The sequence below is a fragment of the Pseudomonas sp. B40(2017) genome (assembly GCF_002112855.1).
GTDB classification, from domain to species: Bacteria; Pseudomonadota; Gammaproteobacteria; order Pseudomonadales; family Pseudomonadaceae; genus Aquipseudomonas; species Aquipseudomonas pharyngis.
In genome coordinates this window covers 472,263-490,627 of record NZ_NEIT01000004.1, presented here as the reverse complement: position 1 = coordinate 490,627, position 18,365 = coordinate 472,263, and the positions used below count along the sequence as shown (strand labels likewise).

The 18,365-nt window shown below is 61.7% G+C and carries 19 protein-coding genes; 6 read left to right on the top strand and 13 right to left on the bottom strand.

From position 1 onward, the window contains the following. Positions 1-21: 21 nt before the first annotated feature. Together CAF76_RS13040 and CAF76_RS13035 are read right to left on the bottom strand one after the other, a co-directional pair. Positions 22-951: an electron transfer flavoprotein subunit alpha/FixB family protein gene (locus tag CAF76_RS13040; protein WP_085647477.1), complete on the bottom strand. Its 930-nt coding sequence runs from the start codon at positions 949-951 to the stop codon at positions 22-24. Next, on the bottom strand, positions 952-1,701 hold the full coding sequence (locus CAF76_RS13035) for an electron transfer flavoprotein subunit beta/FixA family protein (protein ID WP_085647475.1): 750 nt from the start codon (positions 1,699-1,701) through the stop codon (positions 952-954). Positions 1,702-2,226: 525 nt separating this feature from the next. On the opposite strand from CAF76_RS13035, the gene CAF76_RS13030 reads away from it, so the two are divergent. Then, on the top strand, positions 2,227-3,891 hold the full coding sequence (locus CAF76_RS13030; protein ID WP_064598497.1) for an electron transfer flavoprotein-ubiquinone oxidoreductase: 1,665 nt from the start codon (positions 2,227-2,229) through the stop codon (positions 3,889-3,891). 66 nt (positions 3,892-3,957) lie between these two features. Here CAF76_RS13030 and CAF76_RS13025 read toward each other — a convergent pair whose 3' ends face one another. Further along, entirely contained in the window at positions 3,958-4,848 is an 891-nt protein-coding gene (locus CAF76_RS13025) for an AraC family transcriptional regulator (RefSeq protein ID WP_074688074.1), read from the bottom strand. A 191-nt stretch (positions 4,849-5,039) separates the two neighbouring features. Here CAF76_RS13025 and CAF76_RS13020 point away from each other — a divergent pair, with 191 nt between their 5' ends. Next, positions 5,040-6,092 (top strand): NAD(P)-dependent alcohol dehydrogenase, encoded by a 1,053-nt coding sequence (locus CAF76_RS13020; protein WP_011335405.1) that lies wholly within the window; start codon positions 5,040-5,042, stop codon positions 6,090-6,092. Here the strand turns inward: CAF76_RS13020 and CAF76_RS13015 are convergent. From CAF76_RS13015 to CAF76_RS12990, 6 genes are all read right to left on the bottom strand, one after another. Beyond that, on the bottom strand, positions 6,089-6,892 hold the full coding sequence (locus tag CAF76_RS13015) for an IclR family transcriptional regulator (RefSeq protein ID WP_085647473.1): 804 nt from the start codon (positions 6,890-6,892) through the stop codon (positions 6,089-6,091). The genes CAF76_RS13020 and CAF76_RS13015 overlap by 4 nt on opposite strands. A gap of 60 nt (positions 6,893-6,952) precedes the next feature. Beyond that, complete coding sequence (locus CAF76_RS13010; RefSeq protein ID WP_085647471.1) at positions 6,953-8,263, bottom strand: MFS transporter; 1,311 nt, start codon at positions 8,261-8,263, stop codon at positions 6,953-6,955. Positions 8,264-8,359: 96 nt separating this feature from the next. Next, positions 8,360-9,508: a galactonate dehydratase gene (dgoD, locus tag CAF76_RS13005; protein ID WP_007950849.1), complete on the bottom strand. Its 1,149-nt coding sequence runs from the start codon at positions 9,506-9,508 to the stop codon at positions 8,360-8,362. Positions 9,509-9,556: 48 nt separating this feature from the next. Then, positions 9,557-10,177, bottom strand: coding sequence for a 2-dehydro-3-deoxy-6-phosphogalactonate aldolase (locus tag CAF76_RS13000; protein WP_085647469.1), 621 nt, complete (start codon positions 10,175-10,177; stop codon positions 9,557-9,559). Positions 10,178-10,196: 19 nt separating this feature from the next. Then, entirely contained in the window at positions 10,197-11,186 is a 990-nt protein-coding gene (locus CAF76_RS12995; RefSeq protein WP_085647467.1) for a 2-dehydro-3-deoxygalactonokinase, read from the bottom strand. Between the two features lie 192 nt (positions 11,187-11,378). Further along, the gene (locus CAF76_RS12990; RefSeq protein ID WP_039770630.1) at positions 11,379-11,861 is read right to left on the bottom strand and encodes a GNAT family N-acetyltransferase; all 483 of its coding nucleotides are present in this window, start codon (positions 11,859-11,861) and stop codon (positions 11,379-11,381) included. 117 nt (positions 11,862-11,978) lie between these two features. Between CAF76_RS12990 and CAF76_RS12985 the strand changes: the two genes are divergently transcribed. The 4 genes from CAF76_RS12985 (at position 11,979) to CAF76_RS12970 (ending at position 13,844) form a co-directional block, all read left to right on the top strand. Beyond that, positions 11,979-12,641 (top strand): HD domain-containing protein, encoded by a 663-nt coding sequence (locus CAF76_RS12985; protein ID WP_143491838.1) that lies wholly within the window; start codon positions 11,979-11,981, stop codon positions 12,639-12,641. 82 nt (positions 12,642-12,723) lie between these two features. Continuing rightward, positions 12,724-13,068, top strand: a complete 345-nt coding sequence (locus CAF76_RS12980) for a hypothetical protein (protein ID WP_064598512.1) — start codon at positions 12,724-12,726, stop codon at positions 13,066-13,068. Positions 13,069-13,120: 52 nt separating this feature from the next. Next, positions 13,121-13,375, top strand: coding sequence for a hypothetical protein (locus tag CAF76_RS12975; protein WP_011335416.1), 255 nt, complete (start codon positions 13,121-13,123; stop codon positions 13,373-13,375). An 88-nt stretch (positions 13,376-13,463) separates the two neighbouring features. Further along, the gene (locus CAF76_RS12970; protein ID WP_085647463.1) at positions 13,464-13,844 is read left to right on the top strand and encodes a Rho termination factor N-terminal domain-containing protein; all 381 of its coding nucleotides are present in this window, start codon (positions 13,464-13,466) and stop codon (positions 13,842-13,844) included. A 60-nt stretch (positions 13,845-13,904) separates the two neighbouring features. Here the strand turns inward: CAF76_RS12970 and CAF76_RS12965 are convergent, their stop codons facing one another. The 4 genes from CAF76_RS12965 to CAF76_RS12950 form a co-directional block, all read right to left on the bottom strand. Continuing rightward, positions 13,905-14,834 (bottom strand): PfkB family carbohydrate kinase, encoded by a 930-nt coding sequence (locus tag CAF76_RS12965; protein WP_085647461.1) that lies wholly within the window; start codon positions 14,832-14,834, stop codon positions 13,905-13,907. Continuing rightward, a complete protein-coding gene (locus tag CAF76_RS12960) occupies positions 14,827-16,293 on the bottom strand; it encodes a cytosine permease (RefSeq protein WP_085647459.1) in 1,467 nt (488 codons plus the stop codon). Before CAF76_RS12960 ends, CAF76_RS12965 begins: the two co-directional genes overlap by 8 nt. Positions 16,294-16,510: 217 nt before the next feature. Continuing rightward, complete coding sequence (locus CAF76_RS12955; RefSeq protein ID WP_085647458.1) at positions 16,511-17,509, bottom strand: ADP-ribosylglycohydrolase family protein; 999 nt, start codon at positions 17,507-17,509, stop codon at positions 16,511-16,513. Beyond that, positions 17,506-18,219, bottom strand: a complete 714-nt coding sequence (locus CAF76_RS12950) for a GntR family transcriptional regulator (protein WP_064598527.1) — start codon at positions 18,217-18,219, stop codon at positions 17,506-17,508. The genes CAF76_RS12955 and CAF76_RS12950 overlap by 4 nt, the downstream gene beginning before the upstream one ends. Between the last annotated feature and the right edge of the window lie 146 nt (positions 18,220-18,365).

Below are 18,365 nucleotides of genomic sequence, written 5' to 3'. Positions count from 1 at the left end.
TTTATAAGTGAAGCGGCCGGATTAGACCAGCTTCTCCAGCTCAGGTACGGCTTCGAACAGATCCGCCACCAGGCCGTAATCGGCCACCTGGAAGATCGGTGCTTCTTCGTCCTTGTTGATCGCAACGATCACTTTGGAGTCTTTCATGCCGGCCAGGTGCTGGATCGCGCCGGAGATACCGACGGCGATGTACAGCTGTGGCGCAACGATCTTGCCGGTCTGGCCGACCTGCATGTCGTTCGGTACGAAACCTGCGTCGACCGCTGCACGGGAAGCACCGACGGCAGCGCCCAGCTTGTCGGCCAGGGCGTACAGGTGTTTGAAGTTGTCACCGTTCTGCATGCCGCGGCCGCCGGAAACGACGATCTTGGCAGCGGTCAGCTCAGGACGATCGGACTTGGCCAGTTCTTCGCTGACGAAGCTGGAAGTGCCGGCGTTGTGAGCAGCAGCAACGGATTCAACCGAAGCGGAACCGCCTTCAGCGGCAACCGGATCGAAACCGGTGGCACGCACGGTGATCACTTTGATCGCAGCGGTCGATTGCACAGTAGCGATGGCGTTACCGGCGTAGATCGGACGCTTGAAGGTGTCAGCGCTTTCTACCGAGATGATCTCGGAGATCTGGTCAACGTCCAGCTGGGCGGCAACGCGCGGCAGGATGTTTTTGCCGTTGGAAGTGGCGGCAGCCAGGATGTGGCTGTAACCAGCGCCCAGTTCGGCTACCAGCGGAGCAACGTTTTCCGGCAGCTGATGCGCGTAGGCAGCATTGTCAGCGTTCAGGACTTTGCTCACGCCTGCGATTTTCGCGGCGGCTTCAGCCACGGCGCCAGCACCCTGGCCGGCAACCAGAACGTGGATGTCGCCGCCGATTTTGGCAGCGGCAGCCACGGTGTTCAGGGTGGCCGGAGCCAGCACTTTGTTGTCGTGTTCAGCAATAACCAAGATAGTCATTTAGATTACCTTCGCTTCGTTTTTCAGTTTCTCGACCAGTTCAGCCACCGACTTGACCTTGATGCCCGCGCTGCGTGCAGCCGGCGCTTCGACTTTCAGGGTCTTGTTGGTGGAGGCGGTGGAAACGCCCAAAGCGTCCGGAGTCAGCATCTCGAGAGGCTTCTTCTTGGCTTTCATGATGTTTGGCAGGGACGCATAGCGCGGCTCGTTCAAACGCAGGTCGGTGGTGACGATCGCTGGCAACTTCAGGGAGACAGTCTGCGCGCCGCCGTCGATTTCGCGGGTCACGGCAACGCTGTCGCCGGAAACTTCGACTTTCGAGGCGAAAGTGCCCTGACCGTAGCCGCTCAGTGCAGCGAGCATCTGGCCGGTCTGGTTGTTGTCGCTGTCGATGGCCTGTTTGCCCAAGATCACCAGCTGAGGCTGTTCCTTGTCGACCACGGCCTTGAGCAGCTTGGCCACGGCCAGGGAAGTCAGGTCTTCAGCGGATTCGACGAGGATGGCGCGGTCGGCACCCAGAGCCAGTGCGGTACGCAGCTGTTCCTGAGCGGTGGACGGGCCGATGGAGACGACGACGATTTCAGTCGCAACGCCTTTTTCTTTCAGGCGTACGGCTTCTTCCACTGCGATTTCGCAGAACGGGTTCATCGACATCTTGACGTTGGCGAGGTCTACGCCGGAATTGTCCGCCTTGACGCGAACCTTGACGTTGTAATCCACAACGCGTTTGACAGCTACAAGAACCTTCATGGATTCCTCGTTACTCTCCGGTGAAAAGAAAGTCGCCTAGGCGAACCTGGCGGTTGATGCTCATCGGGCACAAGGGCACCTCTAAAAACGTCGGCTGAGCGGGATGACCGTTCGTCAGTCGTGACCGACGAGTCATGCCGCCTCGCGGTGTGTAAACTGCGCGCCAAACTTGCGCTGCGCATCACCGGTTACCGCCTACGCCCTGTCTTTAGAGGTGCTCTTGAAACCACCATTCAGCCTACGGCGAGCGCAAAACCGCCCGTATCTTGACCGGAACGCCCATTCTGGTCAATACGCCAAAATGCCCTGTCATAAGCCGCGCTTCTTTGATTTCTCTGGGCTGGAGCCAATTCAAACAAACGTTTGTATTGGACGCTAAGAGTGGTGTAGATATAATGCGCCGCCTAGAGAGAAAGGTGGTTTGCCCATTATTACCCTTGACGTTAACGTAAAGGCAATAACGGATACGACACCGAACCTCCAAATTAGAAAAAAAACTGTTGAGCCTTGAGTAGGAGATAGCCTGTGGAACGCGAATACATGGAATTCGACGTGGTCATCGTCGGTGCCGGCCCCGCTGGCCTGTCCGCCGCCTGCCGTCTGAAGCAGAAGGCCGCCGAAGCCGGTAAGGAAATCAGCGTCTGCGTGGTCGAAAAAGGCTCCGAAGTCGGCGCACACATCCTGTCCGGTGCCGTATTCGAACCACGGGCCCTGAACGAACTGTTCCCGGACTGGAAAGAACTCGGCGCCCCGCTGAACACGCCCGTCACCCGCGATGACATCTTCGTGCTGAAAAACGCCGAAAGCGCGCAAAAAATCCCTGACTTCTTTGTGCCCAAGACCATGCACAACGAAGGCAACTACATTATCTCCCTCGGCAACCTGTGCCGCTGGCTCGCTCAGCAGGCCGAAAACCTGGGCGTGGAAATCTACCCGGGCTTCGCCGCTCAGGAAGCGCTGATCGATGAAAACGGCGTGGTACGCGGGATCATCACCGGCGACCTCGGCGTCGACCGCGAAGGTCATCCGAAAGAAGGCCTGTACACCCCAGGCATGGAACTGCGTGGCAAGTACACGCTGTTCGCCGAAGGCTGCCGTGGCCACATCGGCAAGCAGTTGATCAAGCGCTACAACCTCGACAGCGACGCCGACGCCCAGCACTACGGCATCGGCCTGAAGGAAATCTGGGAAATCGACCCGGCCAAACACCAGCCAGGCCTGGTGGTGCACACCGCCGGTTGGCCGATGGACATCATGGGCACCGAGAACACCGGCGGCTCCTTCCTCTATCACCTGGAAAACAACCAGGTGGTGGTCGGTCTGATCGTCGATCTTTCCTACAGCAACACCTACCTGTCGCCGTTCGACGAATTCCAGCGCCTCAAGCATCACCCGGTACTGAAGCAGTATCTGGAAGGCGGCAAGCGCATCAGTTACGGCGCTCGCGCAATCTGCAAGGGTGGCCTGAACTCGTTGCCGAAGATGGTGTTCAAGGGCGGCGCACTGATCGGTTGCGACCTCGGCACCCTGAACTTCGCCAAGATCAAGGGCAGCCACACCGCGATGAAGTCCGGCATGCTCGCCGCTGAATCCGTGGCCGACGCACTGTTCGCTGACAAGGACGGCACTGAAGAGCTGACCACTTACGTCGACGCCTTCAAGCAGAGCTGGCTCTACGAAGAACTGTTCGCCAGCCGCAACTTCGGCCCGGCGATCCACAAGTTCGGCGCCATCGTCGGCGGCGGTTTCAACTGGCTGGATCAGAACATCTTCGGCGGCAAACTGCCGTTCACCCTGCACGACACCAAGCCGGACTACGCCTGCCTCAAGCTCGCGGCCGACTGCAAGAAGATCGACTACCCGAAACCCGACGGCAAGATCAGCTTCGACAAGCTGAGCTCGGTGTTCATCTCCGGTACCAACCATGAAGAAGAACAGCCGTGCCACCTGAAACTGACCGACCCGAGCATTCCGCTGGCGAAGAACCTGCCGCTGTACGACGAGCCGGCGCAGCGCTATTGCCCGGCCGGCGTGTATGAGGTGATCACCAAGGAAGACGGCGAGAAACGCTTCCAGATCAACGCTCAGAACTGCGTGCACTGCAAGACCTGTGACATCAAGGACCCTTCGCAGAACATCACCTGGGTTGCGCCGGAAGGCGCCGGCGGTCCGACCTACCCGAATATGTAAGTCGAATCGCTGAACATCAAGGCTCCCGAAACGGGGGCCTTTTTGTTGCCTGCGTTTTGTAAAAGATCAAGCCGCGCGTTCATCCCCTGGACTGCGCTCGAAATAGCGTTTGTACTCGCGACTGAACTGCGACGTGCTCTGATACCCCACCCGATGCGCCACCTGTGCCACGCCCAGTCCTTCGGCGATCAACAACGTCTGCGCCTTCAACAAACGTAAACGCTTCAGATACTGCACTGGCGACAGCAACGTGCTGCGTTTGAAGTGTTCGTGAAAGGTCGAAACGCTCATGTTCGCGCAACCGGCCAATGTCTCGACATTCAATGGCTCGGTGTAATGCGCATGCAGATGACTGATCGAAGCCGCCACTCGCGCAAACTGCCCCTGCTGCTCCACCAGTGCCCGCAGCACATCAGCCTGGGGACCGCGCAACGCGACGAACAATAACTCCCGCACCCGCGCCGGGCCGAGAATCTGGCATTCCAGCGGATCGTGCAGACAACGCAGCAAGCGTTCGACACAACCACGCATGTCATCATCAAGCACCACCGACGTCATCGACTCCGGGGTCTGCGCCGGAATATGCCGCCCCGGCGCCAGCCCCATGGCCAGCACCAGTTCGCCGAGCAGCACCCGGTCGATCGCCACCGATACGCCGAGCAACGGCGCATCCGGCAACGCATAGGTCTCGCACTCGAACGGCACCGGCAAGGCCTGGATCAGGTAATGCCCGGCGCCGTACTCCATGGTGCGCGGCCCCAGATACGCCAATTTGCTGCCCTGGGCGATGATCATCAGGCTCGGCTCATAAATGTGCGGGCCACGGGCGACGTCGCAACTGGCGCGCAAAACCTGCACGCCCGGCAGCCCGGTCTGGCTGTAACCATCGCGCAGCGCCAGCGGTTCGATCAGCGAAACCAGGGTGGCGTTGGCATCAAGGTGACGGGTCAATTGCATCGGGTGGCTCTTCAGAAAAAATCATGGAAAAAGGGATAAAAGCATCATCGCAGATCCTTTTGCCAATGCGACCGATCAACCCCGCATGCCGGAGGATTAGGCATGACACCCGGAGGAATCGCCATGGCCGGACAAGCGGACGGCGCCCAGAATGCGCCGCCTCACTTGTCACTGCTTTTGCGAGGTTTCACATGTACACCGCCATCGGCTATGCCGCTCAAACGGCCACCACGCCCCTCGCCCCGATGAAGTTCGAACGCCGCAGCCCTCGGGCCGACGACGTCGCCATCGAAATCCTGTACTGCGGCGTCTGCCACTCCGACATCCACCAGGCGCGCAACGAATGGGGCATCGCCGTTTACCCGTTGATGCCCGGCCACGAGATCGTCGGAAAAGTCACCGCCGTCGGTGCGAATGTCACTAAACACAAGGTAGGCGATCTGGTTGGCGTCGGGTGCATGGTCGACTCCTGCCGCACCTGCGAAGCCTGCCAGTCGAACCTCGAGCAATACTGCCTCGAAGGCCCGACCATGACCTATGCCACCCCGGACCGGGTCGATGGCAGCAACACCATGGGCGGTTATTCGGACAGCATCGTGGTCAGCGAACACTTCGTGGTGCGCATTCCCGAGAAGCTGGACCTGGCGGCCGCTGCACCGATTCTCTGCGCCGGCATCACCACCTACTCGCCACTCAAGCACTATGGCGTGAAGGCCGGCGACAAGGTCGGGATTCTCGGCATGGGTGGCCTCGGCCACATGGGCATCAAGTTCGCCAAGGCCATGGGCGCAGAAGTCACGCTGTTCACCCGTTCGGCGAGCAAGGCCGAGGAAGGTCGTCGTCAGGGCGCCGATCACGTCATCGTGTCCACCGACGAAGAGCAAATGAAAGCTGCAGCCGGTCGCTTCGATTTCCTGCTGGATACCATTCCGGTCCAGCACGACCTCAACCCGTACCTCGACACCCTGCGCTTCGACGGCGTGCACATTCTGGTGGGCCTGATCGAACCGATCGATCCGCCGGTCCACGCCGCGAAACTGGTGCTGGGTCGTCGCGTACTGGCCGGCTCGTTGATCGGGGGCGTCGCCGAAACCCAGGAAGTGCTGGATTTCTGCGCCGAGCACAACATCAGCTGCGACATCGAAATGCTCGACATCCGCCAGATCAACGAAGCTTACGCCCGCATGATTGCCGGTGATGTGAAGTACCGCTTCGTGATCGATATGGCGACGTTGAAGCTTTAAATCTTCAACCCCAGTTCTGCCGAGAGCCGGGCCGTGACCCCTTTGATCAGGGGAATCAGCTCGGCCATTTTTTCCAGCGGCATGTACGGCACCGTGCTGGCGATGCTGATCGCCGCGACGATGCGCTTGCTCGCGTCGCGGATCGGCGCCGCCACGCAACGGATCGACGGCTCGTTGTCTTCCAGATCGAACGCGTAGCCGCCGGCCACGTACTCGGTCATCCGTTGCTCCAGCTGCTCCCACGACTGCTGGGGATGCTGCGGCCAGAACTGACTTTTCCCACCCGCCGGCAGGCTGATGTCGTACAGGCGCTGCCAGTCCTGCGGCGCGTCATCCAGCATCAGCGCCTTGCCGATCCCGGTCCGCGCCAACGGCATGCGATGGCCGACCCGCGAGCGCATTTCCGGGCCGTTGCGCCCCGGATTCTTCAACAGGTACAGCACCTCGTCGCCTTCACGAATGCCCAGGTGAACGGTGTCGCCGGTCAGCGCCGACAACTCGTCCAGATACGGCCCGGCCAACGTCACCAGCGGCAACTCTTCACGCGCCTGGAAACCCAGTTCGATCAGCTTAGGCCCCAGCAGATAACCGACTTGCGGCACGACGCGCAGGTAGCGCTCGTCCACCAGACAACTGGCCAGACGATGGGTGGTGCTGCGCGTGGTGCCGATCAGGCGGGCAATCTCTTTGAGATCGCGGGCGCCACTGGCGACGGCCTGCACCACACCCAACCCGCGAAGCAGGGTTTGGGTGCCAGTCGGCGCGGCGTCCTTGGCGGTTTTTGGGGCGTCTTCCTGCATATCCAGCCTTTAGCGTTGAGCGAGGGAACGGGCGGCATTATGGTCGCCCGACATAGCCGACTACAACTCGATGCGCTCGACCTTGCCCACCAACAGCACGTAGGACAAAGCACCGATCAATGCCAGAACCGCGATGTAGGTGATCGCCGGCGCGAACGAGTCACCGCTGGCCAGGAAGCCGATGACAATCGGCGTGGCAATCGCCGACAGATTGCCGATGAAGTTGAACACCCCGCCGGTCAGGCCCAGCAACCGCGCCGGCGCCAGTGTCGAGACCAGCGACCAGGTAATCGACGCCAGCCCGTTGCCGAAAAACGCCAGGGCCAGGAAGGAAATCACCAACGGCGTCGACTCGACGAAGTTGGCGCCGATGATCGAGGTGGAAATCAGCAGCCCGCCAATGATCGGCAGCTTGCGCGCAAACCCGACGGTGCAACCACGGCGAATCAGGAAGTCGGAAAAGAACCCGGAGCACAGCACGCCGATGAACGCGGCGAGAAACGGCAGCGACGCCAGCAGACCGGACTTGATGAAGTCCATGCCGCGATACTTCACCAGGTAGGTCGGGAACCACGTCAGGAAAAACCACAGCGTCGAGTTCAGGCAGAACTGGCCTAGATAGATCCCCCACAACTTGCGTTTACTGAGGACGATGCCGAGATCGGTCCAGCTGAATTTTGCCTTCACCTTGGCAGTTTCGGCCGCGATATCCACCAGTCCGCCGCCCTCGCGGATCAGGTCGATTTCGCCTTGGTTGGCGCCTTTGAAATCACGCGGCTCGCGATACACCGCGTACCAGATCACCGCCCAGATGATGCCCACCGCGCCGGTCGCGACAAATACCATGTGCCAGCCAAATTCATGTTGCAGCCACGCCAGCACCGGGGTCAGGAACGCCAGCCCGACAAACTGCCCGGAGGTGTAGAACCCGATGGCCGTGGCCCGCTCACGCTCGGGGAACCAGGTCGTCACCACGCGGCTGTTGATCGGGTACGCCGGCGCTTCCAGCGCACCGACCGCCATGCGCAGCACGAACAGCGCGATGAAACTGGCGGCGAAACCGAGCATCACCGTGGCCAACGACCACAGCAACAGTGCGACGCTATAAAGGATGCGTGGCGGCACCCGGTCCACCAGCCAGCCGCCGGGGATCTGCATGGCGGCGTAGGTCCAGCCGAACGCCGAGAAGATAAGTCCGACGTGTACCGGATCGATGCCCAGATCCGTCGTCAGTGCAGGGGCGGCAATCGACAGGTTGCTGCGGTCGAGGTAGTTGATGACCACGGTGATGAACAGCAACACCATGATGAAAAATCGCTTGCGGCTGGGCGTGACTAACGTCGCTTGCCCGGTGAGGGTTTGCGGTTGCATGAGGAGCGCCTCTTCTTATGTTTATTGAGGTCGAGGGTATGCAGATCTCCGCTCCCTGGAGATCTGACTTACTGGATGCGGCAGAGAGTCAGCGACTCACCACTCGGCAAAACTGCCATCGGCATGCCGCCAGATCGGGTTGCGCCAGCGGTGGCCGACCGCCGCGCGTTCGATCACGTATTCCTCGTTGATCTCGATCCCCAGGCCCGGGCCGTTGGGGATTTTCACGAAGCCCTTGTCGTAGTCGAACACCCGTGGATCCTTCACATAGTCGAGCAGGTCATTGCTCTCGTTGTAATGGATGCCCAGGCTCTGCTCCTGGATAAACGCGTTGTAACAAGCGGCGTCCAGTTGCAGACACGCCGCCAGTGCAATCGGCCCCAGCGGGCAGTGCAGTGCCAGCGCCACGTCGTAGGCTTCGGCCATGTTGGCGATCTTGCGGGTCTCGGTGATGCCGCCGGCGTGGGACGCATCCGGCTGGATGATGTCGACGTAACCTTCGCTCAACACCCGTTTAAAGTCCCAGCGTGAAAACAGCCGCTCGCCGAGGGCAATCGGCGTGCTGGTCAGCGGTGCCAGCTCCTTCAGCGCTTCATAGTTTTCGCTGAGCACCGGCTCTTCGATGAACATCAGTTTGTACGGGTCGAGTTCCTTCATCAGGACCTTGGCCATCGGTTTGTGCACCCGGCCATGGAAGTCGACACCGATGCCGACGTTCGGCCCCACCGCATCGCGCACGGCGGCAACGTTGGCCAGCGCCAGATCGACTTTTTCGAAGGTATCGAGAAATTGCAGCTCCTCGGTGCCGTTCATTTTCACCGCCGTAAAACCACGACCCACCGCCTCTTTCGCGGCCCGCGCCGTGTCCGCCGGACGGTCGCCGCCGATCCACGAATACACGCGGATCTTGTCCCGCACCTGACCACCGAGCAGGTCGCTGACCGACACACCCAGCGCCTTGCCCTTGATATCCCACAACGCCTGATCGATACCGGCGAGCGCGCTCATGTGGATCGCGCCGCCCCGGTAGAAGCCGCCGCGATACAGCACGGTCCAAATGTCTTCGATATTGCGTGGGTCTTTGCCGATCAGGTAGTCGGACAATTCCTCGACTGCAGCCGCGACGGTGTGGGCGCGGCCCTCGACCACGGGCTCGCCCCAACCGGTCACACCTTCGTCGGTTTCGACTTTCAGGAAGCACCAGCGCGGCGGGACGATGAAGGTGGTGAGTTTGGTGATTTTCATCTGCTTGTCTCTCTTGTTAGATGCAGCGCACGCAGCGCCGGAAAAGTCTTAGCGAAGGGCTTTCCAGGCCGTCACGTAGGCCTTGGCATTGGCCGCCACTTGCTCAGTCGTCATGCCCGGCTTGAACAGCCCGGACCCGAGGCCGAAGCCTTTGACGCCAGCGTCGATGAACGCCTGCATGTTGTCCGGCGTGATGCCGCCGACCGGCGCCAGAATCGTCCCGACCGGCAACACCGCCAGCCAGGCTTTCACCACTGCCGGGCCCATCTGTTCGGCCGGGAACAGCTTGAGAATGTCCGCCCCCTCCTCCAGCGCCGCAAAGGCTTCGGTCGGCGTGGCGACGCCGGGCGACAGGTACAGCCCCGCCGCTTTCGCGGCCCGCAACACCTTGGCATCGCTGTGGGGCATGACGATGACCTGGCCGCCGGCCTCCTTCACCAATTCCACTTGTTCCGGGGTCAGCACCGTGCCGGCACCGATCAGGCAATCGGCAGGCAAGGTCTTACGCAGGATGCGAATGCTTTCGTACGGCGCGGGGGAATTGAGCGGTACTTCGATGACGCGAAATCCGGCCGCATACAGGACTTCTCCGACAGCGGCGGCTTCCTGCGGATGCAGGCAGCGCAGGATCGCGATCAGACCGTTTTGCGCCAGTGCTTGCTTGAGCATGTCAGGCCTCCAGTCAGGGTTAACGGGATGAGGAATCGATCAGTCCGGCGGCGAGCGCCAGTTGCCACAGACCACGCTCGGTGGCTTGCTCGGCCAGGGTCACCCGGGCGAAACCGCAGGCGTCGAGGGCCCGGCTGTAACGGGCGCACAAATGCGCGTTGCCGATGAGGATGATCGAAGGAAGCTGTTTGCTGTTGCGCCGGCGTCGTTGTACGGCGGCCAATGCTGTCAGCTCATGGCCGATCAGCAGGCCGGACAGATAGTCCGGTTGCGCGGTGGCGCCGAGTTCGCCGGTCAGGCCCAGGCTGCGGGCGCTGAACAGGGTCGACAGCACGCCGATCTCGCCCTCCGCCGATAACGCCACCTGCACGCCGCGATCGAAGGCGTCGGCGTCGAACGTCGCGCTGTGCTGTTGGGTACGGCCGAGAATGCTGTGTTCACTGAGCACGGCAAACACTTCGCCGGTCATGAAGGTGTCGAAACGGGTGATGCAGCCGTCGGCCACTTCCACCCATTTCGAATGACTGCCGGGCAGGCCGATCAGCAGATCATTGCCCGCCTCGACCGGCAGATTCTGCAGGACGCCGAGGACCTGGGTTTCCTCGCCGCGCATCACGTTCGGCAGCGTCGAACGCTGAATCACACCGGGCACGATGTGCACATCGACACCGCGAAGGCTGCGAACGGTTTGCAGGGATTTTCCGAGATCGGCGACGTTGGCCGGCGTATCGCGGTAGGACGCTTCGCGCCAGCCCTGAGCGCTGCCAACCATGCCGCAGGCAATCACCGGCAAGCCGGGTTGCGCGTCGAGCCAGTCGCCGCACGCCTCGTCGAACGCCAGTTCAAAACCCTCGGCGCATTCGCGACCGTTGATGACCCGTGGCGTCTTCGGCAACTGCATGATCCCGAACGACAGCGAACGCTGCGCCAGCACCTGTCCGCCCGCCGCGAGTTTGTAAGCACGTAGTGAGGTCGTCCCCCAATCGAGCGCGATCAATTGCGCCAGCATCGCTTCACCTGTTTTGTTATTGGCAGTGAGTGAGCTGGACTATAAACCTGAGCGCGGATAAATCTCAATATATAAATATCACTCCCATATTGTGGGACGAAGGCAAAAAAAGATCGCAGCCTTCGACAGCTCCTGCAGGGGTATCGACTTTCTCTGCAGTAGCTGCCGAAGGCTGCGATCTTTTACGTCGGCTCAGTTGCCCTCGGCAAACTCCCGCAATACCTTGCCATCCATGCGGTAACGCACCCACTCCTCCTGCGGCTGGGCACCAAGGGATTTGTAGAATTCGATGGCCGGGGTGTTCCAGTCCAGCACGCTCCATTCGAAGCGGCCGCAGTCGTTGGCGCAGGCGATTTTCGCGAGGTGGCGCAGCAGGGTTTTACCGGCGCCACCGCCCCGTTGTTCCGGGGTGATGTAGAGGTCTTCGAGGTACAGGCAGTTGCTGCCCAGCCAGGTCGAATAGCTGAAGAAGAACACCGCAAAACCGATTGGCAAGCCGTCGCGCAGGCAGATCAGGCCATGGGCCGTGGCGCCTTCGCTGAACAGGCTGCGTTCGATGTCGGCAACACTGGCGATGACTTCGTGACGGGCCTTTTCGAAGTCTGCAAGTTCAGTGATGAACGCGAGGATTTGCGGTGCATCGCTGGGGGTCGCCGGGCGGATTTCGATCGTCATGGACGGGCCTTGTCGGAAAAAGGAAAACGCCATACTAAGGCGGCGCGCGACGCTCGTCACATGGCAAAGCAAACACTACCCTCCCACAGGGATTTTCGACTGGTCTGAAGGATTTTCATGAACGCATTCGAACCACTGGCCTCACTCGCCGCCGAACTGCTGCCCCACGCGCTGGAACCGTCGGAAGACGGCGCTCATGATCTGTCGCATCTGCAACGGGTCTGGCACAACGCGCGCACCTTGCAGGCCGACGAAGGCGGCGACCTTGAAGTGCTGCTCGCGGCCGTGCTGCTGCACGATTGTGTGGCGGTGGAAAAGAACTCGCCGCTGCGCTCACAGGCATCGCGTCTGGCCGCGGAAAAAGCCTCGAAGGTGCTGGCGAACATGCATTGGCCCGAAGCCAATATCGACGCTGTCACCCACGCCATCGAGGCCCACAGCTTTTCCGCCAACATCGCCCCGCTCACCCTCGAAGCGCGACTGGTGCAGGACGCCGACCGTCTCGACTCCCTCGGCATGCTCGGCGTCGCCCGCACCTTTTACACCGCCGGACGCATGGGCAGCGCGCTGTACGACCCGCACGATCCCGAGGCCCGGGAAAGGGACTACGACGACAAGCGATTCTGCCTCGACCATTTCCAGACCAAACTGCTGCACCTCGCCGACGGATTCCAGACCGTTGCCGGCCAACGTCTGGCACAGCTCCGTCATCAACGCCTGAAAGGTTTCATGGACCAATTCAAGGAAGAGATCGGCCTCGAAAGCGCTCAGCCCTTCTGAACCGTTCGTCGATCATCAGGCACCAATCTTTCACGAGGGCAGACCAAAAGGAGGTAAGGATTTCAATCACTGGAGACACCCTATGATCTCGTCAAGGTTGACTGCGCTCGTATTCGCTACCCTCCTCAGCCCGGCGGTATTCGCCGCCTCGACTACCGCCGCCGGTACCGGGCCGACCGATCCGGTTACCCAGCCAAGAGCACCCGCCATCAACAGTGCCCCCGGTATGAATACCGACGGTTCCGGTGTACCGCTGATCAATCAGCCACCCGCCACGGGAACCGATCCTCGCACTCAAGGCAGCGATCCCGGACGCCAGGGCGGCATGAACACCCCTGACTCTCCGGCTGCCCCCGACAACGCCGGTCCCGGCGTCGGCTCGAAAACCACCACGGGTGGTTCGGGCTCTGAAGGCGCAGGACAGTGATCCGTGCTTCATCCACGCAACGTGTCTTATCCACTTCCCTGAAGAGGTAACCATGAACGTCGATAAAAACCTGGAAAAAGAAGTCCTCACCCGCCTGTTGCATGCCCACCCAAGCGGCCTCGGCAAAGAGGTGCTGGACAATTATCGCGGCGAGAAAGTCGTGGCCAGTGCCCTCGCCGCCCTGCAGGAGCGTGGACTGATTCACCACGGACACATCACTTGCAATGAAGCGGGAGAGCATTCGCTGAATCTGCCGATCAAGCTCAGCGCTGCGGGTGTGGAAGCGGCGCGTAAACTCGATACCTGACGCTTGCGGTCACTGGCGCAGGCAGTGTTCGAATGCATTGCCTGCGCCGGTTCATACCGAGATTCATCCAACCACCAGGAGACTCGCCATGCCTCGTGGAAGCAAAGCCAAATACACTGAAGAACAGAAGCGCAAAGCCGAACACATCGAAGACAGCTATCAGAACAAAGGGATGTCCAAGGATGAAGCCGAGGCCCGCGCTTGGGCGACAGTGAACAAACAGTCCGGCGGCGGCGAGAAGGCCGGAGGTTCCGGGCGTCGGAAACCGGCCAATGCCAAGGCCGAGGATCGCAAGGAATCAGCGCGGCGCGCGGCGGTGAGTCGTGAGGGACATTCGCGCGACAGCAAGGCTTCACGCGAAGCGCAGACTGTCGACAGCCTGAGGAAGGAGGCCCGGGAGCGGAAAATCCCAGGGCGTTCGTCGATGCGTAAAGATGAGTTGATTGCGGCGTTGCGCAGAGCCGGCTAGGTCCAGACTGGATGTAACGGCTGAAGGCCTTATCGCTGGCAAGCCAGCGATTGCGATCGTTCAGTCAGTGCATTTTTTGCTGATCAACACATCAACCTCGGCAGTGCTAGGAGCGGTCGCCGGGCCCCAGCGAGTGACCGCTAACGCAGCCGCAGCGTTGGCGCGCCTTGCGGCTTCGTGAGCGGCCAGTCCTTGCGCCAGCCCGGCGACGAATACGCCGGCATGCGCATCGCCCGCGCCGTTGCTGTCCACTGCCTGCACCTTGAAACCCGGCACATGCTGACGTTCACCGCGCTGATGAATCCAGCAACCCTGCGGGCCGTCGCGTACCACCATCAGCACCTCCGGCGGCAGGTGCACGGCCAAGCGGTCCAGCGCGGTTTCGATGTCCGCCGCGCCAGTGAAACGCAGCGCCTCGACGCTGTTGCTGGTCCACACATCGATGCGCGGCAGCAACGCCTGCATCATCGGTGAGTCCGGCGATTCCACCAGCGGGCCCGGATCGAACACCACATTGATCGTCTTCGGCAGCGCCAGCGTCCAGTCCAGCAATGCCTGGGCCTTGCCGCTGTGCAGCAGGCTGTAGCCGCTGACGTAGACATAGTCCCCCGCCTCGGCGGCAACGCTGTTCAGTTCCGCCGCCGTGACTTCACCTTCGGCGCCGATGTAGGAAATGAAGCTGCGTTCCGCCGACGCATCGGTCAGCGCCACGCAGATCCCGGTGTCACGCTCTGCAGGTTGATCGATGCCGATGCAAATGCCTTCGGCGTTCATCGCCTGCCGCGCCAGATCACCGAAACGACCATTGCCGTGGCGACCCAGGTAGACCACCGGCAAGCCGTTACGCGCGGCGGCAGCCATCACATTGAAGCCGCCGCCGGCTTCGAAACTGGCGGACTGCGCCAGCACGTCACCGCCGATCTGCGGCAGCGCCTCCACAGCCATGACCAGGTCGATGATGACCTGACCGGTGTGCAACATCTTAGGCATGAGCATTCTCGGATTGCGCAGCGCGGCGATCTCTCGCCCCGCCGAGTACGAAGTAAATGCCGCCGGCGACCACGAACGTCACGATCCAGCCGAGGCCGTTATGGCCCAGCCACGAGTCGGACAGGAAGCCCTTGAACCAGACATTTTCAGCCGTGGTGCCGATGGTGGTGAAACTGAAGCCCAGCACGATGGCGATCGCCCACGCGCCGAATGCGCGCCACTCGATGCCGCCGCTGTACCAATAGGCGCTGCTCGGGCTGACGTCGAGCAGGTCTTTCGGGCTGTAGTAGTGACGGTGAATCAGGTCGACCACGAAGATCCCGACCCACGCAGTGATCGGCACTGCCAGCAGGGAAATGAAGGTAATGAACGGACCGTAGAAACTGTCGGCGATCAGCATGAAGTAGATCGAACCGGCGAAGATCGCCACGATGTCGACCACCACCGCGTATACGCGCTTGACCTTCAGGCCGAGGGTCAGCGTGGTCAGGCCGGCGGAGTACACCGACAGGTTGTTCGACAGCAGCAGGCCACCGAATGCGGTGATCAGGTACGGCACGGCCATCCAGGTCGGCAGCATGTCGCGGATCGCCACGATCGGATCAGTCGCCGATGCCAGGTCGTTGTTGCCCACCGAGAGCAGGCCGCCGAGGGTGATCAGCAGCACCAGCGGAATCCCCGCGCCGAACGCCGCCGAAGCCACCAGGCGCACGGCTTTGACGCTGCGATGCTGATAGCGCGACATGTCGGCGCCGGCATTCGCCCAGCCGATCCCGGTGCCGGCGGCCATGGTGCCGATGCCGATGATCATCGCGCTCATCGGCGCCGGCGTGGCGTTGAACACCGCGCTCCAGTCGATGGTCGCGCAGAGGAAGCCGCCCACCAAAATGTTCAGCGCACCGAACACGTAGGTCGCCCACTTCTGGATCACCAGCAACGTGGCGTGGCCGAGGCCGGATACCGACAGGGTCAGCAGCACGAAAATCGCGATGAAGATCAGGGTCAGCACCGGCGCGCTTTTGGCTTCCACCGGCGAGCCGAACAGGATCGAGCAAAGCGACAGCAGCACGAACGCGGCGGTGGTGGTGTTGACGGTTTCCCAGCCCAGGCGCGACATCAGCGACACCAGCGTCGGACCGATATTGCCGCGCACACCGAAGATCGCTCGCGACAGGGTCAGGCTCGGCGCACGACCGCGACGGCCGGCAATCGAGATGATCCCCACCACCGCGAACGAACCGGCAGCGCCGAGGATCGCGACGATGATCGCCTGCCAGATCGCCAGGCCGCGAAACGCAACCAGCGTGGCGCCCAGCGGCAGGCCGAGGATGGAAATGTTGGCCGCGAACCAGACCCAGAACAGTTGCAGTGGATGGCCGTTGCACTCGCCTTCCGGCACCGGTTCGATGCCCCGGGTTTCCAGTTGCCCGGCGCTTTGTCCGGCGGTCGATGAACTCATGAAAAATGCTCCTGTTTGCCTTTATTGTGGTTGTGGCAATGACGCAGAACGACAAGGCATCCCGCCCTTCCTGGGCCTGTCTGCGCGATCCATTGCGGGTGAATATTCAGGGTTTGTGGTGCGTCCATCGCGAGCAGGCTCGCTCCCACAAGTACGGCGTTACCCCTGTGGGAGCGAGCCTGCTCCGGGCGGCGATCCGACGATGGCGTCAGCCCGGTCAACGCAAGGCCAAAAGTCCCTGCACCAACGGTTCCAGCTCCAGACCATTGACGGCCTTCACCGTCTCGATCATCGGTGCCGGCCAGCTCTGCAAGCCCAGGCAGGCCCCGAGCATGGCACCGAGAATCGCGGCGATGGTGTCAGTGTCGCCACCGAGGCTCGCGGCCATGCACAGCGCATCGAACGGCGTCATTTCACCGACCGCGACTTGCTGCGCGAGGGCGAACGACACCACCACCGACTCCTGCGAGGCCACCGAGGTGCCGATCACGTCGTACAGCAGATCCGCGAGCAACACCGGGTCGCTCTCGACACTGATGCTGCGCGCCCAACTGATCCGCGAGGCGATGCGCCCGCCGGCCACCCAGTGTCCGTGCGATTCTGCTTGCTGGGCGATCTGCTGGCCGAGGTTCAGCGCCTCACCCAGATCCAGACCGTTGATGCCGGCCGAGACCACCGCCGCCACCGCCGCCGCGCTGGAAATCCCCAGCGTGGTGTTGTGAGTGACCTGACAGGCCTGCACCACCGCCGCGATAAAGCGATCGGGGTCGGCGACATCCGCCGCGATGCCCACCGGGGTGATACGCATCGCGGCGCCATTGGTGGTGCCGTAGCGCCCGGCCTCTTCCGGCGAGTGGCCGGCGAGGATCATTTCGATCGCACGCTTGGTCGACGGGCCGAGCAAGTCCTGCGAGCCCTTGGCCTGCATCTCGGCTTCCCATTCGATCAACCGTTGCGCGAGCACCGCCGGTTCGATCCGGCCCTTGCCTGCGACCAGCAACTCGCCGACCAGAATCGCCTGTTCGGTGTCATCGGTGATCGAGCCCTTGGGCATGTTCGCGGCAATCGGCTGCAAGGGCCCGGCGTCCTGTAGATCGGTGATCTGGCCGAAGCGCTGCTTGATGGTTTCGCGGTTCAGGGATTGGGTCGGCATGCCCAGCGCGTCGCCCAGGGCAAGGCCATAAAACGCGCCCAAGGCACGGTCGAGGGCGGTCATTTCGATTCTCCAAATTGCAGGTGCAGACGGAAATGCACTGGGTCGAGCAGGCTTTCGACCTGCTCCATGAAACGGTTCTGCCGGTCGTAGGTGGTTCGCAGCGCCTTGAGGAACACCGTGCCTTCGGGGCGGCCGAGCAGTTCGGCGTCCACGGCGTTGAGCGGTTCGGCACCGATCCACTGATCGCCGCGCTCGCCGATGTAACCGTAGGCGGCCAGGGTGATGGTCAGGGAGTTATCGATCAGGCCCACTCGCGGCAGGCTTTCCAGGCCTCCGCTGGCGGGCATCAGAGAGCGTTCAAGGGACACCGCCGTGCCGTCGTTGGAACGGCGGCGACGTTCAAGAAGAATGAATTGATCGGAGCCGAAACGCGCAAGCAGATCTGCACGCGTCACGGCTTCCAGGCGCAGCACGTCGGTATTGATCATCGCCCCGCTGTCGGCCAGGGCCTGGGCCCAGCCGCTGCGCTGGTCGAGCACCACCCCGTCAAACGTGACGATGGAGCCGACCCCGCTTTGCGTGGCGATGTATTTGCGCCGTTTCAGTTCGGCCAGCGCTTCGCGCAACGTGCCACGGCTGACGTTGAATTCCTGAGCCAACTGATGCTCGCCGGGCAACAGAAAGCCGTCCTCCATGAGGCCGCTTTCGATGCGTCGGACGAGCTCGTCGACCACCCGTTGTTTCTTGTCAAATCGTACCTGTCTAATCATGTACAAAGTGATAACCGAAACGGGTTGGGGCGGGCAAGGGATATTTTGGGTGGGGTGACGGAAGGCGGGAAGATCAAGAGCGCCCTCATCGGAACGCCGCCCGCCTAGCCCTCTCCCGAAGGGAGAGGGAACTGAATGGGGGATAT

What these genes read in the sequence shown, in the direction of transcription:
- CAF76_RS13040 (WP_085647477.1), bottom strand. Translation starts at nt 951, where the DNA reads ATGACTATCTTGGTTATTGCTGAACACGACAACAAAGTGCTGGCTCCG.
- CAF76_RS13035 (WP_085647475.1), bottom strand. Translation starts at nt 1,701, where the DNA reads ATGAAGGTTCTTGTAGCTGTCAAACGCGTTGTGGATTACAACGTCAAG.
- CAF76_RS13025 (WP_074688074.1), bottom strand. Translation starts at nt 4,848, where the DNA reads ATGCAATTGACCCGTCACCTTGATGCCAACGCCACCCTGGTTTCGCTG.
- CAF76_RS13020 (WP_011335405.1), top strand. Translation starts at nt 5,040, where the DNA reads ATGTACACCGCCATCGGCTATGCCGCTCAAACGGCCACCACGCCCCTC.
- CAF76_RS13015 (WP_085647473.1), bottom strand. Translation starts at nt 6,892, where the DNA reads ATGCAGGAAGACGCCCCAAAAACCGCCAAGGACGCCGCGCCGACTGGC.
- CAF76_RS13010 (WP_085647471.1), bottom strand. Translation starts at nt 8,263, where the DNA reads ATGCAACCGCAAACCCTCACCGGGCAAGCGACGTTAGTCACGCCCAGC.
- dgoD (WP_007950849.1), bottom strand. Translation starts at nt 9,508, where the DNA reads ATGAAAATCACCAAACTCACCACCTTCATCGTCCCGCCGCGCTGGTGC.
- CAF76_RS13000 (WP_085647469.1), bottom strand. Translation starts at nt 10,177, where the DNA reads ATGCTCAAGCAAGCACTGGCGCAAAACGGTCTGATCGCGATCCTGCGC.
- CAF76_RS12995 (WP_085647467.1), bottom strand. Translation starts at nt 11,186, where the DNA reads ATGCTGGCGCAATTGATCGCGCTCGATTGGGGGACGACCTCACTACGT.
- CAF76_RS12990 (WP_039770630.1), bottom strand. Translation starts at nt 11,861, where the DNA reads ATGACGATCGAAATCCGCCCGGCGACCCCCAGCGATGCACCGCAAATC.
- CAF76_RS12985 (WP_143491838.1), top strand. Translation starts at nt 11,979, where the DNA reads ATGAACGCATTCGAACCACTGGCCTCACTCGCCGCCGAACTGCTGCCC.
- CAF76_RS12980 (WP_064598512.1), top strand. Translation starts at nt 12,724, where the DNA reads ATGATCTCGTCAAGGTTGACTGCGCTCGTATTCGCTACCCTCCTCAGC.
- CAF76_RS12975 (WP_011335416.1), top strand. Translation starts at nt 13,121, where the DNA reads ATGAACGTCGATAAAAACCTGGAAAAAGAAGTCCTCACCCGCCTGTTG.
- CAF76_RS12970 (WP_085647463.1), top strand. Translation starts at nt 13,464, where the DNA reads ATGCCTCGTGGAAGCAAAGCCAAATACACTGAAGAACAGAAGCGCAAA.
- CAF76_RS12965 (WP_085647461.1), bottom strand. Translation starts at nt 14,834, where the DNA reads ATGCCTAAGATGTTGCACACCGGTCAGGTCATCATCGACCTGGTCATG.
- CAF76_RS12960 (WP_085647459.1), bottom strand. Translation starts at nt 16,293, where the DNA reads ATGAGTTCATCGACCGCCGGACAAAGCGCCGGGCAACTGGAAACCCGG.
- CAF76_RS12955 (WP_085647458.1), bottom strand. Translation starts at nt 17,509, where the DNA reads ATGACCGCCCTCGACCGTGCCTTGGGCGCGTTTTATGGCCTTGCCCTG.
- CAF76_RS12950 (WP_064598527.1), bottom strand. Translation starts at nt 18,219, where the DNA reads ATGATTAGACAGGTACGATTTGACAAGAAACAACGGGTGGTCGACGAG.